This window comes from Lentzea sp. NPDC006480, assembly GCF_040611995.1.
Taxonomy (GTDB): domain Bacteria; phylum Actinomycetota; class Actinomycetes; order Mycobacteriales; family Pseudonocardiaceae; genus Lentzea.
On record NZ_JBEXPJ010000156.1, the window covers coordinates 1 to 21,947 of the forward strand.

The following is a 21,947-nucleotide window of genomic DNA, read 5'->3' on the forward strand; positions in this document are numbered from 1 at the left end:
CCCGGGCCCCCCGGCGTCCCCCCCCCGGTCTCGTTTATCCTTTTGTCGAACTGACACGGGGGGACCCCGCGTTTCCCGGAAGGAAACGCGGGGCCCCCGCGTGACGTTTTAACGGCCCTGGTTCGCGACTGCCGCGATGGCGTCCTTGGCGGCGTCCGGGTCGAGGTATTCGCCACCCGGCTTCAGGGGGTTCAGGTCCTCGTCGAGGTCGTAGCGCAGGGGGATGCCCGTGGGGATGTTCAGGCCAGCGATGGCCTCGTCCGAGATGCCGTCGAGGTGCTTCACGAGCGCGCGCAGCGAGTTGCCGTGCGCGGCCACGAGGACGGTCTTGCCGGTGCGCAGGTCCGGCACGATCACCTCGTCCCAGTACGGGAGCATGCGCTTCACGACGTCGAGCAGGCACTCGGTCAGCGGCAGGTCGGGGCCGAGGTCCGCGTAGCGCGGGTCGGTGTCCTGGGAGTACTCGCTGCCGGGCTCGATGGGCGGCGGCGGGACGTCGTAGGACCGGCGCCAGAGCATGAACTGCTCCTCGCCGAACTCCTCCAGCGTCTGCTTCTTGTTCTTGCCCTGCAACGCGCCGTAATGGCGCTCGTTGAGGCGCCAGTCGCGCTTGACCGGGATCCAGTGCCGGTCGGCGGCATCGAGCGCGAGGTTCGCGGTCATGATCGCCCGGCGCAACAGGCTGGTGTGCAGGATCTCCGGCAGCACACCGGCTTCTTTGAGCAGCTGGCCGCCGCGGCGGGCCTCCCGCTCGCCCTTCTCCGACAGGGGAACGTCCACCCATCCGGTGAACAGGTTCTCCGCGTTCCACGTGCTCTCGCCGTGGCGGAGCAGCACCAAGGTTCCGACAGACATGGCAGCTAGCCTGCCATGTCGACCCTCCTGCCGTACCCCGGCCGGTCACCGTGATCCACGCCATGGGACTCGTCGGTGTAGACGTGGATCTCCAGGCCGTCCGGGTCGTTGAAGACCAGCAGCCAGCCGATGCTCGCCTCGATCTCCGGCGAGTGGCCGATGCCCAGCTCGTCGAGGTGCTCGATCCACTCCTGGAGGTCTTTTCTGGTCTCCACGGCCCAGTTGACCGGGTCGAACCCGGCGATCGCCCGCGCCTTCTCCGGGTTGAGGCGGAGGGCGAGCCCGGTGGCTCCGTTGCTCACCTTGCCCACGACACCGCGCACGACCTCGTCCGCGTCGGCGAACTCCCACTCGACCTCGAAACCGAACACCTCGCCGTACCAGTCGATGCTCCTGGCGAGGTCGGTCACCGGGATCTTCACGCCTCTGATGCCTCTGAGCTGCGCCATCACTGCCCCCGGATTTTGAGTGCAGACACTGTGCAACGAATGCGGTTGGACTGCGCTCGATGAGTGAGGAAGTCAAGCGTTCGTACAGCTCACCGCTGCGGGAGCAGGGGGCGGCCGCCACGCGCCTGCTGGTGCGGGACGCGGGCCACCGGCTGTTCGCGCGGGACGGGTTCGTCGCGACGTCGATCAAGAAGATCGCTGTTGAGGCGGGCGTGTCCGAGCGGACCGTGTACACGCATTACAAGAACAAGGTCGAGATCTTCCAGGACGCCCTGAACGTGGCGATCGCCGGCGATGAGGAGCCGGTGGCGATGCGCGACCGGCCGGAGTTCGCGGCGGTGCTCCAGGCCTCCGCGGCGGGCCGGATGATCGCGGAGATGGTGGCGCGCAACGGGACCGTGCTGAAGCGGGCCGGTGCGCTGATCATGGCCGGGATCGAGTCGTCCGGTGCCGATGCGGACATGCGGCGGATCTCGGACGAGGGCGAGCACGCCATGCGCGCCAACTGCCGGGCGCTCGCGGAAGCGCTGGTCGGCACCGGAGAAGTGCGCGAGGAGCTCGACGCGGATGCCGTGGCGGACGTGCTGGTGACGATGTTGTCGCCGCACGTGTTCCAGCTGCTGGGCTGGCCAGCCGATCGCTATCGCGACTGGCTGGCCGGCACCTTGCAGCAGACGCTGCTCAGTCCTGGTACATGAACCAGACGCCCGCCCCGCCCAACGGCGAGGCGTTGTACTCGCAGCGGAGCTTCACCGGATGGCCGGAACCGATGCCCTGCACCATCCGGCGGGCCGCCTCGGTGTTGCACGACTTCTGGGTGGGGTACACCCCGACGACCTGGGACGCGAAGGCGGTTCCACCCACTCCCAGCACCAGCCCGGCCGCGACGGCGGCAGTCGTTGCGACACGTGCGAATCCCCGACTCATGGAAACCCCTCAACTGGTCGATCTTCACTTCCGTGAGATCGACCGTAGGGACGCGACCACCCTCGGCGAGCGGCCGCGGGCGCCGAGTGGTGAGAAGGGCATCGAACGTGGCCCAGACGTGCGGTGACGCCTGATCACCCCTCAGCAAGTGCTTCCAACCTGCAGGAATCGGACGCCGAGACCAGCAAGGCAGCTCAGGACTCCAGCTCCTCCAGCACGTCCAGGGCGTCGCTGTTGCCCCCGGCGGCCAAGCGGCGCAGCTCGTCGACGTCACCGCGCTCGCCGGCCAGCTCCACGAGCACGTCCTCCGCGTCGGACGAACCGGCGGCGGCGAGCCTGCGCAGCTGGTCCAGGTCGCCACTGCCCGCGGCGTTCTCCACCTGCTGGTCGATCGAGTCGTTCATGCCTTCCTCCAACGCCGAGAGGCCCCAGGCAGCATCCTGCCGGGGCCTCTCGAAAGCCGCATCTCAGGCCTGTTCGCGTGCCCTCAGGTCCTTGCGGAGGATCTTGCCGGCGGCCGACTTCGGGATCGCCTCGATGAACTCCACCACGCGGACCTTCTTGTGCGGCGCCACGTGCGCGGCCACGAACGCCATCACCGCGTCGCCGTCCAGGGTCGAGTCGGTCTGCCGCACCACGAAGGCCTTCGGGACCTCCTCGCCGTCCGCGTCGCGCACGCCGATGACCGCCGCGTCGGCGATCTCGTCGTGGGTCAGCAGCACGGCTTCGAGCTCGGCCGGCGGGACCTGGTAGCCCTTGTACTTGATCAGTTCCTTGACCCGGTCGACGATCGAGACGATGCCGTCGGCGTCGATGACCGCCACGTCACCGGTGTGCAGCCAGCCGTCGTCGTCGATGGTCGCGGCGGTGGCCTCGGCGTTGTTCAGGTAGCCCTTCATGATGTTCGGGCCCTTGCACCAGAGCTCGCCGCGCTCGCCCACGCCGACGTCCTCGCCCGTGGCCGGGTCGACCAGGCGGCACTCCAGGTTGGGGATGATCACGCCGACGGTGCCGATCGAGATGTCCTCGCGGCCGTCCGGGATGGCGTGGCTGACCGGCGACATCTCGGTCATGCCGTAACCCTGCGCGATCTTGCAGCCGATGCGCTTCTTCACCGCGTCGGCCAGGTCCTCGTCCAGCGGCGCCGCGCCGGAGAAGAGCATCTTCATCGCGGACAGGTCGTAGTTGTCGACGATCGGGTGCTTCGCCAGCGCGACGGCGACCGGCGGTGCGATGTAGACGCGGTCGGTCTTGTGCTCGGCGATCACGCGGAGGAACTCCGGCAGCTCGAACTTCGGCAGCGTCACGACGACACCGCCGATGTACAGGCCGTTGTTCATCAAGACCTGCATGCCGTAAATGTGGAAGAACGGCAGAACCGCAAGAATTCGCGTGTGCGGACCAACATCCGAAAGAATTGGGCCGCATTGCACGAGATTCGCGACGAGGTTGCGGTGCGTCAGCATCACGCCCTTGGGCAGCGCGGTCGTGCCGGACGAGTACGGCAGCACGGCGATGTCCTCGGCCGGGTTGATCTCCACCTCGGGCACCGGGTGGTCGTTCGCGAGCAGCTCACCGAGAGACGGGTAGCCCTCGGCGCCGTCCAGCACGACGACTTCCGTGACACCTGCCTTCGCGGCGCCCGGAGCGGCGTTCGGCAGCAGCACCGAGACCGTGAACAGCATCTTCGCGCCGGCGTCGTGCAGCTGGTGCGCGACCTCGTCGGGCGTGTAGAGCGCGTTGATGGTGGTCGCCGTGGCGCCCGCACGCAGGATGCCGTGGAAGACGACGGCGTAGTACGGCGTGTTCGGGCTGAGGATGCCGACCACGTCGCCCTTGCCGATGCCGCGCGCGGCCAGTGCGGCGGCCAGCCTGTCGATCATGCCGGCGAGCTGGCCGTACGTGAGCGACGCGCCGGACATGCCGTCGATCAGCGCAACCCGGTCCGCCCGGTCGGCGATGTCACCGAACAACAGCTGGTGCAGCGACACATCGGGGATCTCGACGTCGGGGAACGGACTGCGAAAGACCATGCGGCGACCTCATTCACTCGCTGTACACCCAGCCTGTGGGCTCATCGTGAGCCAGCCCACTGAACAGGTCAAGGACCGCTCAATCGCTACAGATACGTTACTTAGCGCGTCTAAATACACTCGAATGGAGTAATACAAGCACTTGTGAACGCAATGATGTATCTGAGAAGTTGATACCGCCTCCGCGAGTCGGCTCCCACGCTTACTCGACGAGCGCGAGGCACCGAGCGCGGTTCGTCATCCCCCGTCGAATCGCGTGGCCCGCTTGGGATCCGCAGGCTCCCCCCGTCCACGGATCCACTGCAGCGGGGACCTTTGACGCGGGACGGCTCGATGCGACTCCCCCTCTCTCCCGAGCCGTTCCGCGCATCACAAAGGACTACTCTCAGTAGAACTTGATCATGCTGCTTCGTTCGTTCGAGTGACACGCTTCCGGCGCCGCAGCACGTAGATCAACGCGGCCACCGGCAGCGCGAGCACCAGCACGAACGGCAGCAGCGCACCGATGACCACGGTGATCCCCTGCAACACCTCGACCACCGCTTCCCAGCCCGCCACGAACGACGAGCCGAACCCGGCTTCCGCGGGCGCGGGCGGAGTGATCGGCGTGACGCTGACCTGCACGGTCAGCGTCGCCAGAGCCACCTTGCCCTTCAGCGACTCGCTGCGCCGCTGCATCGACTCCAGCTCGGCCTGCCGCTTGGTCAGCTCGCTCTCGACCTGCGCGATCTCCGCCGTCGTCCCAGCGCGCTCGAACAGCACGCGGAGCCGATCCACGCTGGCCTTCTGGGTCGCGATCCGCGACTCGGTGTCGACCAACTGGTCCGTGACGTCCTCGCTGCGGATCTCGCTGCGGGTCACCTCGCCGACCTTGGCCTTGCCGAGGTCGTCCACGACCCTGTCCAGGTCGGCGGACGGCACGCGCACGGTCACCGTCCCGCGTTCCTTCGTCGAGTTCTCCTGCCCCGCGAACCCGCCAACGCCCTGCGCCTTGTCCTTCACCCACCGGATGGCGCCCAGCACGTCGTCACTGCGCAGGTCCACGGTGGCCGTGCGCACCAACTGGCGTTCCTGCTGCTGCACCGGCTGCACGGCCGCCGGCGTGGGGGCGTTCTCCTGCCCCGGCTTCTGCTGCGGCGCCACGGGGTTCTGCGCCACCTGCGGAGCGGCGTTGTCCATCGCCGCCGACCCCGAATCAGACTTCGTGTTGCTGCCACACCCCGCGGTTACCAGGGCCAGCAACGCGACTCCCACCCAAAGCACTGGTCTACCCATGCCCATCGGACGGATCCGGGCAGACCGGGAGTTGCCGCGTATATCCGAACTAGTCCGAAACGAGATGTTGGAACGCCTGCAGGTTCGCGAGCGACTCACCGCGCGACACCCGCCACGCCCACTCCCGCCGGATCGCATCGGCGAACCCGATCTCCAGCAGCGGGTTGAAGTCGCCGTCGGCCGCCTCCAGCACCTGACCGAGCACGCGGTCCAGCTCGTCGGGCGTCACGGCGTGCTTGCCGACCCGGCCGACCAGGTAGATGTCACCCTCGGCGTCGATCGTGTAGTGCACGCCGTAGAGCCGGGCGTTGCGCCGCAGCAGGAACCGGTAGACGTCCTCGAACGACTGGTCGGGACGCCGGCACACGAACGCCTCGACCACCAGCGCGTGCTTCGTCTCGACCAGCCACACGTTGGTCTGCAGCTTCTTCGTGCCCGGCAGCGTCACGAAGAACTTGCCGGGTTCGCTCCGGTCGTACTTCAGCTCCCTCTCGTCGAGAAAAGCCTTGATCACACCATCCACGCTCAAGCGAAAACCTCCCGGCGGAACACCTCTGCCGCCTCTTGATACCCCGTCAGCAGGGCGTCAGTCGTGCGGTCCCACGAGAAGCGTCGCGCATGCCCCACGGCGTTGCTCGCCAGGTGCTCCCTCTGCGGCAACGCGACCCCGCCGATCGCCGCAGCCCACTCGTCCGCCTCGTGCCCGTGCACGAGCACCCCGGACACCCCGTCGTTGACCGCCACCGGCAACCCGCCGACGGCCGCCGCGACCACGGGCGTCCCGCACGCCTGGGCCTCCAGCGCGACCAGCCCGAACGACTCGTTGTAGCTCGGCACCGCCACCAGGTCGGCTGCCCGGTAGACCTCGGCCAGCGTCGGCCCCGGCTGCGGCGGCAGGAACCGCACCACGTCCGCGATCCCCAGCTGCGCAGCCAGTTCTTCCAGCGCTTTCGGCTGCTCCAGGCCAGACCCGGAAGGCCCGCCGACGATCAGCACGACGAGCTTCGACCGCAGCCCGGGATCGCGTACCAGCATCTCCGCGGCCGCACGCAGCAGCACGTCAGGAGCTTTCAGCGGCTGGATCCGGCCGACGAAGGCCAGCACGATCGCGTCCTGCGGAATCCCGAACCAGTGCCGGGCCTTCTGACGGTCGCCCGGCGTGAACCTGTCCAGGTCGACACCAGGTGGCACGACGGCGACCTTGGACGGCTCCGCGTCGTAGAGCTTGATCAGTTCGCTGGCCTCGATGTCGGTGTTGGCCACGAGCCTGTCCGACTCGTTGACCACCTGCTCCTCGCCGATCACGCGCATCCGCGGCTCCGGCGCGTCCCCCTCGGCCAGCGCCAGGTTCTTGACCTTGGCCAGCGTGTGCGCGGTGTGCGTGAGCGGCACGCCCCAGCGTTCCCGCGCGAGCCAGCCGACCTGCCCGGACAGCCAGTAGTGCGAGTGGATCGCGTCGTAGTAGCCGGGCTCGTGGCGTGCCTCGGCGCGTAAGACACCCGCCGAGAACGCGCAGAGCTGACCCGGCAGCTCCTCCTTGCCCAGCCCCTCGAACGGCCCGGCCGCGATGTGCCGGACGTGCACGCCCGGCGCCAGCTCGGCCACCGGCGGCAGGTCCGACGACGTGGCGCGGGTGAAGATCTCCACCTCGACACCCCGCTGAGCCATCCGCGTGGCCGTCTGCACGATGTAGACGTTCATGCCGCCCGCGTCACCCGTCCCCGGCTGCTCCAGCGGCGAGGTGTGGACGGAGAGCACCGCTACTCGCTTCACCGGACCACCCGCAACAGGTCGGAGAGGAACTGCGCGGGCCGTTCCAGGAAGGGCGCGTGCGCGGTGTCGGGGTACAGGCTCAACTCGGCTCCGGGGATCAGGGCGGCGGAGTACTCGGCGGCGGCAGGGGCGACCACCTCGTCTTGAGTTCCGTGCACGATCAGGGTCGGCACGTCGACTGCCTTCAACACGTCGGCGCTGCCCACATCCCTGCGGAACAGCTCACCTCGCACTTTATGGCTCACGGACGTCGCGGAAGCTGTGAGTTCGGCGACCGTCTCAGCAGGTAGAGCGGGTGCCATGGCCCGGCAGAAGCCGGCCATCGCCTCGTCGTCGGTGATGGCGGCCGGCAATGCGGCGCGCATCACGGGGCCGGTGGCGCCTCCCGGGCGGCCACGGCCGATCTCGGTGATCGCGCTCACGAACACCAGCGCGTTGATCAGCTTGGTGCCGTGGACGCGGAGGTGGTCCGTGATGACGAGCCCGCCGTAGGACCATCCGACGACGGTCGCGGGGCCGGTGTGTTCCAGAACGGCGTTGAGATCCGCGGCCCACTGGGCGGAATCGCGGTAGTCGCCGAAGTCATCGGACTCGCCGTGTCCTCGCAGGTCAACGGCGTAAGTCCGGAAGTCGGGCAGGTCCCAGACCGCACCCGTCTGCGCCCAGCCGTGGATGAGCACCACCGGCGGCGCGTCCGGCGGTCCTGCCTCACGGACGGCCAGTCGTCCCCCGCCGGCCGCCGTCACGTGTGTCAAGTGCACACGAGTACAAACGACCTGGTCGGGGGACGAATTCCCGTTGGTCCTACTTCGCCGCGGACTTGCTCTTCCACTGGTCCCACGGGATCTGCCAGTCGTACCAGTCGAACTGGGCCGGCAGCGTCGTGATGGAGCCGGTCACCTCGACCGGGTCGCCGATCATCGCCGAGTCGTAGTACGCCTTGGCGTCGGCTTCCAGCAGGTTCGCGCAGCCGTGCGAGGTGTTGTTCTTGCCGATGTTGCCCGCGTTGTCGTTGTTCTCGTGGATGAACTCGCCGTGGTTCGAGAACCGGACAGCCCACTTCTTCACGACGTTGGTGTAGCCGTAGCGCGGGTTGTCGAACGAGAACGTGTCGTTCTTCGACATGACCACGAATGTGCCGTTGGGCGTGGTGCGCTCCGCGTCGGCGTCCAGTCCGAACGAGGCCGGGTACGAGGCGACCTGCTGGCCGTCGCGCAGGACCACGAGCTGGTGCGTCGGGTTGTCGATCTTCACGACCTGGTTGCGGCCGATGGTGAAATCGCTGGTCACGTCGGCCTTGCCGAACGCGCCGCCGCCGTAGTTGACGCCGTAGAGCTTGGCCTCGACCTTGATCGTGGTGTTCGCGGGCCAGTACTTCTCCGGCCGGTAGTGCACTTCCTGGGCGTTGAGCCAGGCCCACGTGCCGGTGATGTTCGCCGAGTTGGTGACCTTGAGGGCCTTCTCGACGGTGGCCTTGTCCTCGACCGGGGCCTCGAACTTGACCATGATCGGCGCCGCGACGCCGACCGTCTGGCCGTCGCCCGGCCAGAGCGTCGCGCGGGTCTGCGTACCGGGCGCGACGGTCGTGAACGAGCCCTTGAGCTCAACAGGCCTGCCGTCCTTGCCGACGACCTTGCCGGAGTAGCTGTACGTCTTGCCGTAGCCCAGCGGCTCGGCGGCCGTCCAGCCCGCCTTGTCCTCGGTGAGCGTGCCCTTGACGTCCTTGCCCTCTGGCGACTTCAGCGCGACGGACTCGATCGTCCCGTCCACCACGCTGACCTGGACCTGGGACGTGACCTGCACGTCCTTGGTGCCGTCCACCGGGGACAGGGTGACCTTCGCGGACGGCTGTGACGTGTCCGCACTGGGTTTCCCCGCCTCGACACTCGAGCATCCGGTCAGCAGCGTCAGTCCGGCGACCAGCGCGACAAGTGTTCTCTTCACGGTTTCGACCTCCCACCATGGTGGACGTGCAGCAGGACCCTCGGGTGCGAGTGATGTCGGTCACACCCGGTTCGGCCGCCTACGATCGAGGTCGTGAATCGACCTGTCGCAGTAGTGACCGGAGCCAGCGCGGGCATCGGCGAAGCCACCGCCCGGCGACTCGCCGCCGAGGGGTTCCACGTCGTGCTCGGCGCACGTCGCCTGGACCGTCTCCACGTTATCGCGAAGGAGATCGACGGGACGGCCATCGAGCTGGACGTCACCGACGAAGCCTCCGTCGCCGCTTTCGCGGACGGGGTACCCGAAGCTCACGTCCTCGTGAACAACGCGGGTGGCGCGCGCGGGCTGTCGACCGTGGCCGAGGGTGATCCGGCCGAGTGGCGCTGGATGTGGGAGGCGAACGTCCTCGGCACCCTGCTGGTGACCAAGGCGTTCATCCCGAAGCTGATCGCGTCCGGCGACGGGCACATCGTCTCCGTGACGTCCATCGCGGCTGTCGAGGCCTACGACAACGGCTCCGGGTACACGAGCGCCAAGCACGCCCAGTCGGCGCTCCACCGGACGCTGAGGGGCGAACTGCTGGGGCAGCCGGTGCGGATCACCGAGATCCTGCCGGGCATGGTCCAGACCGACTTCTCGGCCAACCGGTTCGGCGGCGACACGGACCGCGCGGCCAAGGTCTACGAGGGCATCACGCCGCTGACCGCCGACGAAGTGGCGGACGTCATCTCGTTCGCGGTCACCCGGCCGTCGCACGTGAACATCGACACGATCGTGCTCAAGCCGCGGGCTCAAGCCTCCGCGACTCGGGCACACCGCGATCTCTAGACTGATCATGGCGGAGCAGGGGGCTCCGCCATGATCCAGTGGGGGAACCATGATCAGGAAGACCACGGTCGCCATGGCGGCCGCGGCGGTGCTGGCGCTCACGTTCGTGCCTGTCGCCTCCGCAGCCGCGTGCGGCATCCCGCAGGCGTATCCCGGATGCGCGGACGCCGGGGCCGCTACCGCGCCTGTCGCGACTCGGGCACACCGCGAGTGAGCAGTTCCACGTCCAGCTGACGCAGGACGGGCTCGATCGGGTTCGCGAACCCGGTCGAGCCCGATCCGGCGACGTACAGGCCGACGACGCGGTTGTCGGCGTCGACGAGCACCGCGCCAGAGTCGCCGTGGTCACCGAAGCGTTCCGAAGAATGCACGCGGATCTGGTCGCGCAACGTCCGGACGCCGATCCCGTCGCCGAAGTCGAGCTTGAGCGTCGCGTCCGTGGAGACGATCACGCCGTAGGTGAGCTCGGTGGTGCGGCCTCGTTTGCGCACTGTCGAGCCGATGGCGGCCTTCGCCGTGGCGGTGATCGCGCCGATGTCGATGATCTCCGCGCGGAACGGCCGCGCGCCCATCTTCAAGCCTGCCGCGCTGACCGACCCGGCCAGTGCCGCGCGATCCAGGACCGCGATCTCGTCGGCGCCGGGAACCCCACCGTCCACTCTGGACGGATGCACGAACTCGTCGCCCACCGCCCACGAGTCGTCGACGCAGCCGACGTGGAAAGTGGTGAGCCCCAACACCTTCCGCGCGGCGTCCTTGGTGACCACGAACGCGCCGAGCGTGCCGGCGATCACGTACTCACCCGCCTTCTCGACCTCGGGCGGGACGACCCGGAACGACCGCGCGGGACCGATGCCGATGCCACCGCGCAGGATCGGATGCCGTTCCGCCGCAACGGGTTGCTCGTCCGAGACGCGGGTGATCCGCGCGCGGTGCAGCACGATCGACTCGGCCACGACGTCGGTCGGGACGCCGCCGACCTCCGCGGGGATCTGCTGCGGGTGCTGCGGCCCCTTGGCGCACACGTAGACCACGATCGCGGCTTTGCCCGTCGGGAGACCGGCGGTGTACTTCTCGCCGATGTCGACGCCGATCACGCCCGGCCGGGTGAGGAACTCGTCTTCGACCATGCGCTTGATCGGCCTGATGACCGCCAGCGCGGCCTCGTCGAGGTAGCTCATGGCGACCTCCGTTCCGCCCCTATACATCCATGAAACACGCCGCGTCACGGTTCGTCACATGGAGTCACCCGGACAGACCTACAGCTGAACGCCCACGAAGACGGGCTCCGGGTGCAGTTCCACGCCGAACGCCGCCCGCACGCCGTCGCGCACCTCGCGCGCCAGGTCGAGCAGGTCCTCGGTGGAGGCGCCGCCGCGGTTCGTCAGGGCCAGGGTGTGCTTGCTGGACAACGACACCCGGCCGCCGGGGCCCTGGTGGCCCTTGTGGAAGCCCGCCCGTTCGATCAACCAGGCCGCGGAGAGCTTCTTCTGGCCGTTGCCCGCGGGGTAGGTCGGCACGTTCACGTCGTGGCCGAGGCGTTCGGCGATGCGGATCAGCACGCCGGTGAACGTCGCGTCGTCGATGATCGGGTTGGTGAAGAACGAGCCGGCGCTCCACGTGTCGTGGTCCGTGGCGTCGAGCACCATGCCCTTGCCGCGGCGCAGCTCCAGGACGGCCTTGCGGGCCTCGTCCGCCGGCACGCGATCACCTTGCGACACACCGAGAACGCGCGCCAGCTCGGCGTAGCGGATCGGCGCGGACATGCCGCCCGCGGTCAACGAGAACCTGGTGCGCAGCACGACGGCGTTGTCCGTGCCCTTGAGCACGGAGGTGCGGTAGTCGAGGCCCAGCTTGGCGGCGGGCACCTGGTGCACCTTGCCGCTGCGCCGGTCGAGAAGATCCACCGACTGCAGCACCTGGGAGATCTCGACGCCGTACGCGCCGACGTTCTGCACCGGCGTGGCGCCGTTCAGGCCGGGGATGCCGGACAGGCACTCGAGCCCGCCGAGGCCCTGCGCGACCGCTTCGGCGACGACGGCGTCCCACTCCTCGCCGGCCTCGACGGTGAACTGGACGATCCCGCCGCCCAGCGGGTCGAGCCGGAAACCCTTGGTGGCGACGTGCACGACCGTGCCGTCGAAGCCGCCGTCGGAGATCACGAGGTTCGACCCGCCGCCGAGCACGAGGACTTTCTCGTCGGCTGCGGCGTCGGCTGTTCGCACGGCTTCGACCAGCTCAGCGGCGGTCGTGGCGTGGACGAACCGCGCGGCCGGGCCACCGAGTCGGAGCGTGGTGCGCTCGGCCAGAGGTACGGACTGCGTGGTGGTCACAGGCGTCAACGGTAGCCTCCGCGACATGGCACGCCGCATCGAGCACCACACCACGTCACCCCATTCGGCGGAGAAGGTCTTCGGCGCGTTGGTCGACGAGACTTATCTGCGGGACCGGCTGGCCGCGATCGGCGGCACGAACGCCGAGCTCGTGTCGTTCTCGTCGTCCGACGGGAAGGCGTCCTACGAGCTCAAGCAGGGTGTGCCTGCCGAGCACCTGCCGTCGATGGCGAAGTCGCTGCTGGGCGGCGACCTGGTGATCAAACGCGTCGAGAGCTGGGCGGCCGGCGCGGGCACGGTCGAGGTCACGCTGTCCGGTGTGCCGGGGCGGCTCGACGGCGGGTTCACCATCACGGGCAACGGATCGGGCTCGAAGCTCACCCTCACGGGGGAGGTCAAGGTCTCCATCCCGCTGATGGGCGGCAAGCTCGAGAAGGTGATCGCCGAGCAGGTCGCGGTGCTGCTGGACAAGGAGAGCGAGTTCACGTCGGAATGGCTCGCAAACCGCGGCTAGCGGCCGGCCGGGCCCGTGCGCTCGGCCTGCCGACGCGCGGCACGACCAACCCGAACCGCCTGCGCCGGGTCGACCGGTGGATGACGGGGACGCTCTCGTCGTTCTTGAGTGACGCCGCCGACCCGCTCGTGGTCGACCTCGGGTACGGGTCGTCGCCGATCACCACCGTCGAGATGGCTTTGCGGCTGCGCGCCGTGCGGCCTGACGTGCGCGTGCTCGGGCTGGAGATCGATCAGGAGCGGGTCGACGCGGGCAAGGCCGTCGCCGACCCGCCGTGGCTCGACTTCCGGCGCGGTGGGTTCGAACTCGCCGGCGCGCGGCCGGTGTTGTTGCGCGCCTTCAACGTGCTGCGGCAGTACACCGAGGAGCAGTCGTTCGAGGCGTGGGACACGATGCTCTCGCGCATGGCTCCCGGTGGGCTCGTGATCGAGGGCACCTGTGACGAGATCGGGCGCCGGTGCACGTGGGTGACTCTTTCGGCGGACGGGCCGCAGACGTTCACGCTGGCGTGCAAACCCTCCGGGATCGACGTGCCGTCTGATCTCGCGGAGAGGCTGCCCAAGGCGCTGATCCACAAGAACGTGCCGGGCGAGCGGGTGCACGCGCTGCTGGCCGAACTGGACGCGTGCTGGGCCACGGCAGCGCCTTTCGCCCCGTTCGGGCCTCGTGCGCGGTGGGTGGAGTCGGCGCGGCTGCTGGTCGAACGCGGCTGGCCGGTGGTGGACGACCGCCGTCGTTGGCGCCTCGGTGAAATCTCCCTCGAATGGGCGGCCGTCGCGCCCTAGTGTGGGTCTCGTGGACTACGTCGCGCAGATCGAGACCCAGGCTTCGTTGATGCGTTCGGCCGCCATCAAGGCAGGCGCGGACGCACCGGTTCCTTCTTGTCCTGAGTGGACAGTGCTGAAGCTGGTGCGGCACATGGCCGAGGTGCACACGTGGGCGGCGCGGGCGGTCGTCACCGCACCCGAGGACGGCCGTCCGGAATGGGTGAAGGCGCCACGTGACTTCGACGAGGCGCTTTCCTGGTGGGACACCGGGCTTTCGTTGCTGCTGGAGCGGTTGCGCGAGACTCCTGTCGATCGTCCCGCGTGGACCTTCGACCACTCCTTCCGCGCCGCCTTCTGGTCGCGCAGGCAGGCACACGAGACGTCGATCCACCGCCTGGACGCCGAGCTCGCGATCGGCCACGAACTGCCGGCACTGGTGTTCGACCCGGAGTTCGCCGCGGACGGCATCGACGAGTACCTGACCGTGCTGGTGGCCCGCCGGATCGAGCTGGGCACTCCGGTCACCGCGACCGGGCGGATCCTGGTGCACGCCGCCGACGCGGGCCGCGCGTGGGACGTCACGCTGGCCGAGGGCAAGCCGCTGGTCCTCAGCGCGGTGCACGACTCGGCCTTCGACGCCGACGCCACTCTCGCGGGCGGGGCGGACGCGGTCTACCGAGCCGTCTACGCGCGTCCGAACCACGCGATCGTCTCCGGCGACGAGTCCCTGTTGGCGGCGCTGCCCAGGCCGTGAATACTTCAGCCGGTGTCATCGCCTGAGCGTCGCTATGTGATCACCTTCGGCTGCCCGGACCGCACCGGCATCATCGCGAGGATCTCGTCGTTCCTCGCGGACAACGGCGGCTGGATCGTCGAGGCCGCGTACCACACCGACCCGGAGACGGGCTGGTTCTTCACGCGCCAGGAAGTCCGCGCGGACTCCCTGCCGTTCGGTGTGGACGAGCTGCGGTCCCAGTTCGCGGAGGTCGCTTCGGGTTTGGGCGCCCAGTCGACGTGGACGGTGACGGACACGGGCGTCCGCAAGCGCGTGGTGATCCTGGCGTCTCGCGAAGGCCACTGCCTCTACGACCTGCTCGCCCGCGTCTCGACGGGTGAGCTGGACGTCGAGGTGTCGGCCGTGATCGCCAACCACCCGGAGCTCGGCGACATCACGCGCGCGCACGGCATCCCGTTCCACCACGTGCCGTTCCCGTTGAACGACCCGGAGGGCAAGCAGGCCGCGTTCGCCCAGCTGCGTCAGCTGGTCGACAAGCACGACCCGCACGCCGTGGTGCTCGCTCGCTTCATGCAGATCCTGCCGCCGGAGCTGTGCGCCGCGTGGTCCGGCCGCACGATCAACATCCACCACAGCTTCCTGCCGTCGTTCATCGGCGCGCGCCCGTACCACCAGGCGCACCGCCGCGGCGTGAAGCTGGTCGGCGCCACGTGCCACTACGTGACGGCCGACCTCGACGCGGGGCCGATCATCGAGCAGGACGTGCTGCGCGTGCACCACGGCGACTCCGTGGCGGACATGGTGCGCAAGGGCCGCGACATCGAGAAGGTGGTGCTGGCGCGCGGACTCCGGTGGCACCTGGAGGACCGGGTGCTGGTGCACGGCAACCAGACGGTGATCTTCTGAGCTACCAGCTCTCCTTGCGGTAGACCGTCGTCTCGCTGAGGTCTTCTTCGAGCTGCTCGACCTTCTTCTGCTGGGGCGCAGGTGGCGCCGGGACGGACACGTCGGTGTCCAGCTCGTTCACGTGGCTGCCGACGACCTGGCGGAACTCGCCGAGCACGTTCGACGCGGCCTGCTCGCGCGCGGTCCTGGTGAGCTCCATGATCCTCGCGGACAGCTCGGTGTCGCCCTCGATCTTCAGGTCGAGCAGCGCGCCGTTCGAGGCGACCGTGACGGTGACGGACTTGTCCTCGCTCGTCACGGTCGTGCCGGCGGATTCGAGGTTGCGGCGGAACTTGGCGGCGTTGCGCTGGAGCTCGGCCGTCTTGGCCTCGAAGTCGGCGAGCCATTCGTCGGGGGTCATCGAGCTGCTCATTTCTTCTCCGGCTTCGGACCGTACTTCGCGTTCAACTCGGCCACTTGCGCTTTGTCGTACATGTCAATCTTGATCGGACCGTTGAACATGATGGTGGACTTGTCCTGGGTGGGACCGTCAGGAAGCTCGTTGGAACGGTAGATCGCCGCCGAAAAGACAAGGTCGGTAGCGCTCTGCCAATAGTCCCTCTTGACAATCTCGATGAGTTCCTGAACCAACGCGTCCGACGCCGTCTCGGGTTTCAGTGCGGCATCCAGCCCGATTGCCTGAGTACTGACGCTGTGACGGTATTCGTACCTGACAGCAGCTACCCCCGGCACGGCCTGCCAGTCCGCAGCGATCTTCTTGCCCAGCTCGTCATTGGCCTTGTTGACCTTCTCCGACTCTGTCATCCCTCCACCACATCCGGCCAGCATCGCGAGTGCGGACAATGTAGCTGCCACGCGCAACATGGTCATTTCTACTGCTCGCCTTCACGATCAACGCGATACGTGTGCATCTCGGACGAACTCCCACCGGTGAACGCACCCAGGCCATCCTTGTACCGTTGCACAGAAGGATTCCCGCCCTGATCGAGCTGACGAGCAACGCCCGCGTAGTTTCCCTCGATCTTGTGATTTCCGGCGACGGTGTTCTGCTGATTGTCGAACTGCACCGTGGTGCGGTTGGCCCCGTCCGGGTTCTCGGACGCGTCGAGACGAGGAACGATATCGTTGCGGTTTTCCAGTGAAAGCACTTGCACATTTCCTGGAACATCGATCCGCCCGACCGGAGAACCAGCGGTGAGCACATGGGTCACGTTGTACCCGTGAGCGACGAGGTCCGTTGTCGACTGTGCGGCGACGATGCCGCCTTGGCTGTGGCCCACCAGCATGACCGGGGCACCGGTGTCCTGAGCACCCGCCCTGCGCAACGCTTCCTCAATGCCTTTCTGCAGCACGGTGTTGTTGCCCGCCATGGCATCCACGTTGGTCCCCAGGTCGTTCGCGCCCTTTGTTGTAAACGGTGCGTTCCACTCCTTCGTCCCCGGAACGTCCACCACGTAGCCGGTCACCTTGCCGTTCGCGTCCCGGATGATCTGGACGTCCAGGTTGGCCGGGTCGGGATTGTCCTTGTCCTCGTGCGCCGTGGAGTCATTGCGCCTTGCCAGGCCGTCGAGCAGATCACCCAAGTTCTTCGGTTCATCCGGGTTCGAGGTCCGCGAGTCGCTCACCTTGGCGTCACTGTCCGGGTACGTGGCCGCCAGGAGGTCCAGGCTGGTGGCGAGGTCCATCGGAATACCCAGCGCGCTGAGCATCCCTGGCGTCATTCCGACCAGGTTGTCGACCATTCCGGGGTGGTTGACCAGCCACTTCTCCCAGTCGCCGTCGTAGTTCAGGTACACGTCGGTGGCGATCGCACCGCCGCCGACCACCGCGGCACCGAGCGGGTTGGTCGCCACCGCGAGGCCCGCGAACCAGCGGCCCGCGTCCAGGCCCTTCGCGGCCAGCTCGTCCGCCATCTCGTAGGCGATGCGGGTGGCCTTCAAGGCTTCGCCGCGCAGCCCGATGCCCGCCGAGGTGGCGGTCAGGCCGTTCGGGCCGTCGAGGGCGACCGCCATAGCCGCCTCGAACTTGACCACACCGCCGGGGTTGAGCAGCGAGGAGGCGAGCACGTCCGGTTCGACCAGGAACTTGTGGCCGGCGGCCGCGGTCTTGAGGGTGTCGCCGGCGACGTCCGCGGTGAGGTCGCCCATCTTGGCGAGATCTTCGTACTTGGCGTCGAAACCGCCGGCGCCGCCCGAGACCTCGATGTTCTTGACCGTCATGCCAGTGCTCCCGCCACCGCGGGCGCCACCCAGGTGCCCAGATCTTCACGTCCGGCCGGTTCGATGCGCACCATGCGGCGGTGTGAGCCGTCCGGGTCCGGGTCGAGGCCGCTCCAGCCGCCCGCCGTGTGCACCCAGTTGACCTGGGACGTGCCGTTGGCCCAGATGACCAGGCAGCGCAGGGCGCCGTCGGCCTGCTCGGCGACGTTGCGAGCCAAAATCGCCTCGTCGCCGGTGAGCTTCAGCGCGTCGACCACGGCTGCCGGGGCTTCCGGGTCGGCGGCGCGGAACAGCCTGGCGGCACCCATCTCCTGCAAGGCCTCCAAAGGCAGGCGGCCTTGGAGCGGCTCGGACTCGCCACCGCCGAGGCGTGATTCGAGGCTCGCGCCGGCAGGGTCCGCCACGGGCACGGCGCGGATCAGTTCCTTGCCCAGGTCGACGGAGGCGAACATGGACAGTTCGACCGCACCCTCGCCCAAGGCGAAGAGCGAAGCGCCCAACGGGCCGTTGACGGCGTGGACGCTGTGCGAGCTCTTGTCGCCGATCGACGCGATGGTGTCCAGCAGAACCGTTGGCCCGGCGAGGATCTGGAGGTTGCGCTCGACCGACGGGTGGACCTCTGCCTCGTCGCCGACGCCGGTCACGACCCGCTTCTTGGTGAGGCCGGCCTCGGCGGGTCCGATGTGGACGTCGGCGGCGGGCATCCAGTCCGGTGGCAGGTCGGCGCCGGTTTTCTCGACCAGGTAAGCGAATTCACCGGCGGACAGGATCAGCCGGTGCGGTGGCGGGGTCACGCGGGCACTCCCTGGCCGCGCATGTAGTCGCCGACCTCGAGCCACGCCTTGTCGCCGTGCGGAGGCAGGTTGTCCGGGCCCCACTTCCAGCCGTTCCACGGTGGCTGCGGCGGTTGTGGCGGGTTTCCGCCCCCGAAGCCGAGGGCGTCGGCGACGCCGTTCGCGATGTCCTTCACGGCGTTGTTGAACGCGTCGACAGCGCGGTTGAAGGTGTCGATCGCACTGTTGAACCAGCCGACGACGGCCTCCGCGATCCGCTTGATCGCCGCGATCATCTCGCGCACCTCCTGCGCGTGCTGCCGCAGCACGGCCGCGGCTCCGTCCAGGCCTTCCGCAGCCTCGAACAGCTTGCGCTTGTCTCCGTCGACGGTGTCGCGACAGCGGTCGGCCGCCACCGACTTCCACTGCATGGCACGCGCGCGGTCGTTCATGTCCGTGCCATGCGTGCGGACCGATTCGGCGCGCTTCTCGATCTCACCCGCGATGCGGTCCAGCTCGTCCGGATTCCCGTACACCCTCAGCCCCCGTTCAGTCGCGCAAGAGCAAACCACGACGGGGAGACGGCCCGCACAGCGAACCGGACAACATGAGCGGAACTACTCAGCGGCCCGGTTCGAGCTCACCGGCTTCCAGCTCGGGTGGCAGGTCGACCTTGCCGTCGCGCACCGGCTCTCCGGTCTCCCAGGTACCGCGCCAGCACTCCCGGCAGGCGATCTCGACGATCTCGTCGACGACCGGGTCGGTGATCTTCTCAGCCTTCAGCATCACCTGCAGCCGCTCAGCAACAGCACTGCCAGGACTGGAACAAGACGCACCGCGCACCCCTGCGTGGATCTCGGCAGGAGGGCGCGGTGCGTGCCGGGCGGACGTCAGATCTTGGCCGCGGCCCTGCCCACGGCCTCGACCAGCCACCCGGCGTCCGCGGCCGACATGACGGCAGGAGGGGTGAAGCTCACCGTCCGGCCGCGGAAGTCAGCCAGCACACGGGAACGCAGCAGCTCGCCGGTGAAGATGTCGGCGGCGCGCTTGTCCGGCAGTTCGACGCCGAGCAGCAGGCCGCGTCCGGAGGCGTGCGCCTTGCCCGCGACGACCGCTCGCAAGCCGTACAGCAGTTCGTCGCCGAGCAGCTTGGCGCGTTCGACCAGGCCTTCGGAGGCTGTGACGCGCAGGCAGGCGTTGACGGCGGCGGCAGCCAGTGGCGAGACCTCGTCCGGGCCGCGCCACAACGGCACCTCGACGTCGGCCGAGGCCACGACGGCGGCGATCGGGAGCACGCCACCGGACAGGCCTTCGCCCACCAGCAGGATGTCCGGCGTCACGCCATCGATGTCAGAGCCCCACCACACACCGAGGCGCCCCAGCCCCGTCCGCGTTTCGTCGACGATCATCAACGCGTTCTGTTCGCGGCAGACCTCGGAGATCGCGCGCAGATAGCCGTCAGGTGGAAGGGACGCGCCACGCACCGGTTCGACGAGTACGCACGCTGGAGGTCCGGAGGCCAGGACGGCACGCAACGAGTCGATGCCGCCGTACGGGACTTCGCCGGTCGTCAACACTCGTGGGCGGCCATTGGCTTGTGCGAGTGCCACGGCGAACTGGGCAGCTTCGGAAGCCGACGGGAACGTGTGCACATGGTCGAGGCCGTTGGGCGTGACCAGGTCGAGCATGAGGCGGTCCAGCAGTGACGGCCGGCGCACCTGGCCGACCACCGCCTGCACCACAGCCGGGTGGGCGTGGCCGAGCAGCGGAACTCCGTAACCGCCGCAGTCCAGGTACTCGACGCGGTGGGGATCTACCACTCGGGCGCCACGGGCGGCGCAGCCGGTCAGCATTTCGGTGGCCATTGCGGGGGAACCTTTCGTGGGCAGCGCGGCCCGCGGCCGCTCGTCGGGGTGGCGAGCGGACCTCTGGTTCCCACTACTCATTCGGATTCCACGGCACGTTGGTTCGCCCGAGGCATAGGCTTTTTCTCGTGCGGATCGAAATCACCGACCTCGAGCAGCTGCGGGCAGAGCCTGACCTGCGCAAAGCCGTCATCATCGGGCTGGACCTGACTCGCGAGGACGTGCGGGTGCCGATCGACGGGGCACTGCTGCTCGGCTGCACGCTGAGCGAGACGATGCAACGGCGGGCCGACGCCGCGGGAGCGTTGATCTTCCCGGTCATCCCGGACCTGCCCTACGAGGTGTACCGGTCGAAGCTCTACACGCCGGCTGAGCTGTTCGCGGGCTTCGACCCGGCGAACCCGAAGTCGTACGCCGACACCCCGGACGCGGTGATCTACAAGCACAGCAAACAGCAGGGCCACCACCCGGACCCGTTGCACGCGCTGGCCGAACGCCTGCACGACCACTCGATCACCGAGGCCCTGGACGAGACGCTGACGGGCTCGCCGGTCGCGGTCATGGGCGGTCACGCGCTGGCCCGCGGGTCGGACGGCTACCGCAACGCGGTGCTGCTCGGTGCCGCGCTGGGCAAGTCCGGCTTCACGGTGCTGACCGGCGGCGGTCCGGGCGCGATGGAGGCCGTGCCGCTGGGCGTTCGTCTCGGCGAAGCGGATCGCGACGTCCTCAACTGCCTCGCGCAGGCACCGTCGTTCGGGCACGACGACGAGTCGATCGGCAAGTGGCTCGCCGCGTTCCCCGAGGTCCCGAGCTTCGCGACGCCGCGCACGATCGGCATCCCGACGTGGTTCTACGGCCACGAGCCGCCCAACCCGGCCTGCGAGCTGCACGCCAAGTACTTCGCGAACTCGGTGCGCGAGGAGGGCCTGCTCACCGTCGCGACCGGCGGCATCGTCTACACGCCGGGCAAGGCGGGCACCGTCCAGGAGGTCTTCCAGGACTTCACCCAGAACTACTACGGCAGCGTCGGCCCGGCCGCGCCCATGGTGTTCCTGGGCAAGGACTTCTGGACCGACGAGGTGCCGGCCGCGCCGCTCGTGCAGAAGCTCGCGCAGGGCCGCGAAGCCGAGCAGTGGATCCTCGTCACGGACGACGTCGACGAGGCGATCGAGCTACTGCTCAAGTACGCGAGCTAGGTCCAGCACCTCGGCGCCGGGCAGCTTCATCAGGACGTCGCCGGGGATGAGGATCTTGCTGCCCCGGATGCCGCTGCCCACGACCAGTTCAGGGGCGGCGGCCACCTCCGGCGACACCAGGATCGGCCAGTCCGCGGGCACCCCGATGGGCGTGATGCCGCCGTACTCCATGCCCGTCAACGCCACAGCCTCGTCCATCGGCGCGAACGACGCCTTGCGCGCGTCGAGGCGCTTGCGGATCACGCCGTTCACGTCCGCGCGCATGGTCGCGAGCACCATGCAGGCTGCATAACGGATCTCGCCGCCGCGCTTGCCCGCGACGACCACGCAGTTCGCCGAGGCTTCCAGAGGCGAGCCGTAGTGCGCGCAGAACTCGGCGGTGTCCGCCAACGACGCGTCGATCTCGGCGACAGCGACACGGTCAGCGCCGTCCAGCTCCTTCAGCGCGGCCTCGACCGGCGCAGGCACCAGATCAAGCCGCGAAAGCACAGGCACGGGTTCCAACGACCCAGCGATGGTCCACACCCCACCATCCTGCCAGCGCTCTCTCAGGC

28 protein-coding genes are annotated in these 21,947 nt (G+C 68.5%); 8 read left to right on the forward strand and 20 right to left on the reverse strand.

Annotated elements, in window-relative coordinates:
- Positions 1–108 precede the first annotated feature (108 nt).
- Complete coding sequence (locus ABZX92_RS37425; RefSeq protein WP_355570196.1) at positions 109–855, reverse strand: phosphoglyceromutase; 747 nt, start codon at positions 853–855, stop codon at positions 109–111.
- Between the two features lie 5 nt (positions 856–860).
- Positions 861–1,304: a VOC family protein gene (locus tag ABZX92_RS37430; protein WP_355570197.1), complete on the reverse strand. Its 444-nt coding sequence runs from the start codon at positions 1,302–1,304 to the stop codon at positions 861–863.
- A 59-nt stretch (positions 1,305–1,363) separates the two neighbouring features.
- Between ABZX92_RS37430 and ABZX92_RS37435 the strand changes: the two genes are divergently transcribed.
- Positions 1,364–2,002: a TetR family transcriptional regulator gene (locus tag ABZX92_RS37435; protein ID WP_355570198.1), complete on the forward strand. Its 639-nt coding sequence runs from the start codon at positions 1,364–1,366 to the stop codon at positions 2,000–2,002.
- Here ABZX92_RS37435 and ABZX92_RS37440 read toward each other — a convergent pair.
- The 8 genes from ABZX92_RS37440 to ABZX92_RS37475 form a co-directional block, all read right to left on the reverse strand.
- Positions 1,986–2,231: a hypothetical protein gene (locus ABZX92_RS37440; protein ID WP_355570199.1), complete on the reverse strand. Its 246-nt coding sequence runs from the start codon at positions 2,229–2,231 to the stop codon at positions 1,986–1,988. The genes ABZX92_RS37435 and ABZX92_RS37440 overlap by 17 nt on opposite strands.
- Before the next feature lie 194 nt (positions 2,232–2,425).
- Complete coding sequence (locus tag ABZX92_RS37445; RefSeq protein WP_355570200.1) at positions 2,426–2,635, reverse strand: hypothetical protein; 210 nt, start codon at positions 2,633–2,635, stop codon at positions 2,426–2,428.
- Between the two features lie 63 nt (positions 2,636–2,698).
- On the reverse strand, positions 2,699–4,264 hold the full coding sequence (locus tag ABZX92_RS37450; RefSeq protein WP_355570201.1) for an AMP-binding protein: 1,566 nt from the start codon (positions 4,262–4,264) through the stop codon (positions 2,699–2,701).
- Between the two features lie 399 nt (positions 4,265–4,663).
- On the reverse strand, positions 4,664–5,443 hold the full coding sequence (locus ABZX92_RS37455) for a DUF4349 domain-containing protein (protein WP_355570202.1): 780 nt from the start codon (positions 5,441–5,443) through the stop codon (positions 4,664–4,666).
- A 145-nt stretch (positions 5,444–5,588) separates the two neighbouring features.
- Positions 5,589–6,068, reverse strand: coding sequence for a YbjN domain-containing protein (locus tag ABZX92_RS37460; RefSeq protein WP_355570203.1), 480 nt, complete (start codon positions 6,066–6,068; stop codon positions 5,589–5,591).
- Positions 6,065–7,312 carry a D-inositol-3-phosphate glycosyltransferase gene (gene mshA, locus ABZX92_RS37465; protein WP_355570204.1) on the reverse strand — a complete coding sequence of 416 codons (1,248 nt, stop codon included), beginning with the start codon at positions 7,310–7,312 and terminating at the stop codon, positions 6,065–6,067. The genes ABZX92_RS37460 and mshA overlap by 4 nt, the downstream gene beginning before the upstream one ends.
- Positions 7,309–8,058 carry an alpha/beta hydrolase gene (locus ABZX92_RS37470; protein WP_355570223.1) on the reverse strand — a complete coding sequence of 250 codons (750 nt, stop codon included), beginning with the start codon at positions 8,056–8,058 and terminating at the stop codon, positions 7,309–7,311. The genes mshA and ABZX92_RS37470 overlap by 4 nt, the downstream gene beginning before the upstream one ends.
- Positions 8,059–8,116: 58 nt before the next feature.
- Positions 8,117–9,256, reverse strand: a complete 1,140-nt coding sequence (locus tag ABZX92_RS37475) for an Ig-like domain-containing protein (RefSeq protein WP_355570205.1) — start codon at positions 9,254–9,256, stop codon at positions 8,117–8,119.
- Between the two features lie 93 nt (positions 9,257–9,349).
- On the opposite strand from ABZX92_RS37475, the gene ABZX92_RS37480 reads away from it, so the two are divergent.
- Entirely contained in the window at positions 9,350–10,084 is a 735-nt protein-coding gene (locus ABZX92_RS37480; RefSeq protein ID WP_355570206.1) for an SDR family NAD(P)-dependent oxidoreductase, read from the forward strand.
- Positions 10,085–10,133: 49 nt separating this feature from the next.
- Positions 10,134–10,298, forward strand: coding sequence for a hypothetical protein (locus ABZX92_RS37485; RefSeq protein WP_355570207.1), 165 nt, complete (start codon positions 10,134–10,136; stop codon positions 10,296–10,298).
- On the opposite strand, the gene ABZX92_RS37490 is transcribed toward ABZX92_RS37485, so the two are convergent.
- Positions 10,261–11,265 carry a hypothetical protein gene (locus tag ABZX92_RS37490; protein WP_355570208.1) on the reverse strand — a complete coding sequence of 335 codons (1,005 nt, stop codon included), beginning with the start codon at positions 11,263–11,265 and terminating at the stop codon, positions 10,261–10,263. The two genes, ABZX92_RS37485 and ABZX92_RS37490, sit on opposite strands and share 38 nt — an antisense overlap.
- Positions 11,266–11,343: 78 nt before the next feature.
- On the reverse strand, positions 11,344–12,444 hold the full coding sequence (locus ABZX92_RS37495) for a UDP-N-acetylmuramate dehydrogenase (protein ID WP_355570209.1): 1,101 nt from the start codon (positions 12,442–12,444) through the stop codon (positions 11,344–11,346).
- On the opposite strand from ABZX92_RS37495, the gene ABZX92_RS37500 reads away from it, so the two are divergent.
- Genes ABZX92_RS37500 through purU form a run of 4 tightly spaced genes read left to right on the forward strand, consistent with a single transcriptional unit; the run spans position 12,443 to position 15,340 of the window.
- Positions 12,443–12,931 (forward strand): DUF2505 domain-containing protein, encoded by a 489-nt coding sequence (locus ABZX92_RS37500; RefSeq protein ID WP_355570210.1) that lies wholly within the window; start codon positions 12,443–12,445, stop codon positions 12,929–12,931. The two genes, ABZX92_RS37495 and ABZX92_RS37500, sit on opposite strands and share 2 nt — an antisense overlap.
- Positions 12,910–13,716: a class I SAM-dependent methyltransferase gene (locus ABZX92_RS37505; protein ID WP_355570211.1), complete on the forward strand. Its 807-nt coding sequence runs from the start codon at positions 12,910–12,912 to the stop codon at positions 13,714–13,716. The genes ABZX92_RS37500 and ABZX92_RS37505 overlap by 22 nt, the downstream gene beginning before the upstream one ends.
- 10 nt (positions 13,717–13,726) lie before the next feature.
- Positions 13,727–14,452 carry a maleylpyruvate isomerase N-terminal domain-containing protein gene (locus tag ABZX92_RS37510; RefSeq protein ID WP_355570212.1) on the forward strand — a complete coding sequence of 242 codons (726 nt, stop codon included), beginning with the start codon at positions 13,727–13,729 and terminating at the stop codon, positions 14,450–14,452.
- Between the two features lie 36 nt (positions 14,453–14,488).
- Positions 14,489–15,340 carry a formyltetrahydrofolate deformylase gene (gene purU / locus ABZX92_RS37515; protein ID WP_355570213.1) on the forward strand — a complete coding sequence of 284 codons (852 nt, stop codon included), beginning with the start codon at positions 14,489–14,491 and terminating at the stop codon, positions 15,338–15,340.
- 1 nt (position 15,341) lies between these two features.
- On the opposite strand, the gene ABZX92_RS37520 is transcribed toward purU, so the two are convergent.
- From ABZX92_RS37520 to ABZX92_RS37550, 7 genes are all read right to left on the reverse strand, one after another.
- On the reverse strand, positions 15,342–15,740 hold the full coding sequence (locus tag ABZX92_RS37520; protein ID WP_355570214.1) for a YbaB/EbfC family nucleoid-associated protein: 399 nt from the start codon (positions 15,738–15,740) through the stop codon (positions 15,342–15,344).
- Between the two features lie 8 nt (positions 15,741–15,748).
- Positions 15,749–16,210, reverse strand: a complete 462-nt coding sequence (locus ABZX92_RS37525; protein WP_355570215.1) for a hypothetical protein — start codon at positions 16,208–16,210, stop codon at positions 15,749–15,751.
- Positions 16,211–16,212: 2 nt separating this feature from the next.
- Positions 16,213–17,559, reverse strand: a complete 1,347-nt coding sequence (locus ABZX92_RS37530; protein ID WP_355570216.1) for a hypothetical protein — start codon at positions 17,557–17,559, stop codon at positions 16,213–16,215.
- Positions 17,556–18,353: a hypothetical protein gene (locus ABZX92_RS37535; protein WP_355570217.1), complete on the reverse strand. Its 798-nt coding sequence runs from the start codon at positions 18,351–18,353 to the stop codon at positions 17,556–17,558. The genes ABZX92_RS37530 and ABZX92_RS37535 overlap by 4 nt, the downstream gene beginning before the upstream one ends.
- Positions 18,350–18,868, reverse strand: a complete 519-nt coding sequence (locus ABZX92_RS37540; RefSeq protein ID WP_355570218.1) for a putative T7SS-secreted protein — start codon at positions 18,866–18,868, stop codon at positions 18,350–18,352. The genes ABZX92_RS37535 and ABZX92_RS37540 overlap by 4 nt, the downstream gene beginning before the upstream one ends.
- An 85-nt stretch (positions 18,869–18,953) precedes the next feature.
- Positions 18,954–19,118, reverse strand: a complete 165-nt coding sequence (locus ABZX92_RS37545) for a hypothetical protein (protein WP_355570219.1) — start codon at positions 19,116–19,118, stop codon at positions 18,954–18,956.
- Positions 19,119–19,222: 104 nt separating this feature from the next.
- The gene (locus ABZX92_RS37550) at positions 19,223–20,197 is read right to left on the reverse strand and encodes an aminotransferase class III-fold pyridoxal phosphate-dependent enzyme (protein WP_355570220.1); all 975 of its coding nucleotides are present in this window, start codon (positions 20,195–20,197) and stop codon (positions 19,223–19,225) included.
- Between the two features lie 128 nt (positions 20,198–20,325).
- Here ABZX92_RS37550 and ABZX92_RS37555 point away from each other — a divergent pair, with 128 nt between their 5' ends.
- Positions 20,326–21,393, forward strand: coding sequence for a hypothetical protein (locus ABZX92_RS37555; protein WP_355570221.1), 1,068 nt, complete (start codon positions 20,326–20,328; stop codon positions 21,391–21,393).
- Here ABZX92_RS37555 and ABZX92_RS37560 read toward each other — a convergent pair.
- Complete coding sequence (locus ABZX92_RS37560) at positions 21,370–21,945, reverse strand: YbaK/EbsC family protein (RefSeq protein ID WP_355570222.1); 576 nt, start codon at positions 21,943–21,945, stop codon at positions 21,370–21,372. The two genes, ABZX92_RS37555 and ABZX92_RS37560, sit on opposite strands and share 24 nt — an antisense overlap.
- Between the last annotated feature and the right edge of the window lie 2 nt (positions 21,946–21,947).

Coding starts and splice junctions, on each gene's coding strand:
- ABZX92_RS37425 (WP_355570196.1), bottom strand. CDS start 855: ATGTCTGTCGGAACCTTGGTGCTGCTCCGCCACGGCGAGAGCACGTGG.
- ABZX92_RS37430 (WP_355570197.1), bottom strand. CDS start 1,304: ATGGCGCAGCTCAGAGGCATCAGAGGCGTGAAGATCCCGGTGACCGAC.
- ABZX92_RS37435 (WP_355570198.1), top strand. CDS start 1,364: ATGAGTGAGGAAGTCAAGCGTTCGTACAGCTCACCGCTGCGGGAGCAG.
- ABZX92_RS37440 (WP_355570199.1), bottom strand. CDS start 2,231: ATGAGTCGGGGATTCGCACGTGTCGCAACGACTGCCGCCGTCGCGGCC.
- ABZX92_RS37445 (WP_355570200.1), bottom strand. CDS start 2,635: ATGAACGACTCGATCGACCAGCAGGTGGAGAACGCCGCGGGCAGTGGC.
- ABZX92_RS37450 (WP_355570201.1), bottom strand. CDS start 4,264: ATGGTCTTTCGCAGTCCGTTCCCCGACGTCGAGATCCCCGATGTGTCG.
- ABZX92_RS37455 (WP_355570202.1), bottom strand. CDS start 5,443: ATGGACAACGCCGCTCCGCAGGTGGCGCAGAACCCCGTGGCGCCGCAG.
- ABZX92_RS37485 (WP_355570207.1), top strand. CDS start 10,134: ATGATCAGGAAGACCACGGTCGCCATGGCGGCCGCGGCGGTGCTGGCG.
- ABZX92_RS37490 (WP_355570208.1), bottom strand. CDS start 11,265: ATGAGCTACCTCGACGAGGCCGCGCTGGCGGTCATCAGGCCGATCAAG.
- ABZX92_RS37500 (WP_355570210.1), top strand. CDS start 12,443: ATGGCACGCCGCATCGAGCACCACACCACGTCACCCCATTCGGCGGAG.
- ABZX92_RS37495 (WP_355570209.1), bottom strand. CDS start 12,444: ATGTCGCGGAGGCTACCGTTGACGCCTGTGACCACCACGCAGTCCGTA.
- ABZX92_RS37505 (WP_355570211.1), top strand. CDS start 12,910: ATGGCTCGCAAACCGCGGCTAGCGGCCGGCCGGGCCCGTGCGCTCGGC.
- ABZX92_RS37520 (WP_355570214.1), bottom strand. CDS start 15,740: ATGACCCCCGACGAATGGCTCGCCGACTTCGAGGCCAAGACGGCCGAG.
- ABZX92_RS37525 (WP_355570215.1), bottom strand. CDS start 16,210: ATGACCATGTTGCGCGTGGCAGCTACATTGTCCGCACTCGCGATGCTG.
- ABZX92_RS37530 (WP_355570216.1), bottom strand. CDS start 17,559: ATGACGGTCAAGAACATCGAGGTCTCGGGCGGCGCCGGCGGTTTCGAC.
- ABZX92_RS37545 (WP_355570219.1), bottom strand. CDS start 19,118: ATGCTGAAGGCTGAGAAGATCACCGACCCGGTCGTCGACGAGATCGTC.
- ABZX92_RS37550 (WP_355570220.1), bottom strand. CDS start 20,197: ATGGCCACCGAAATGCTGACCGGCTGCGCCGCCCGTGGCGCCCGAGTG.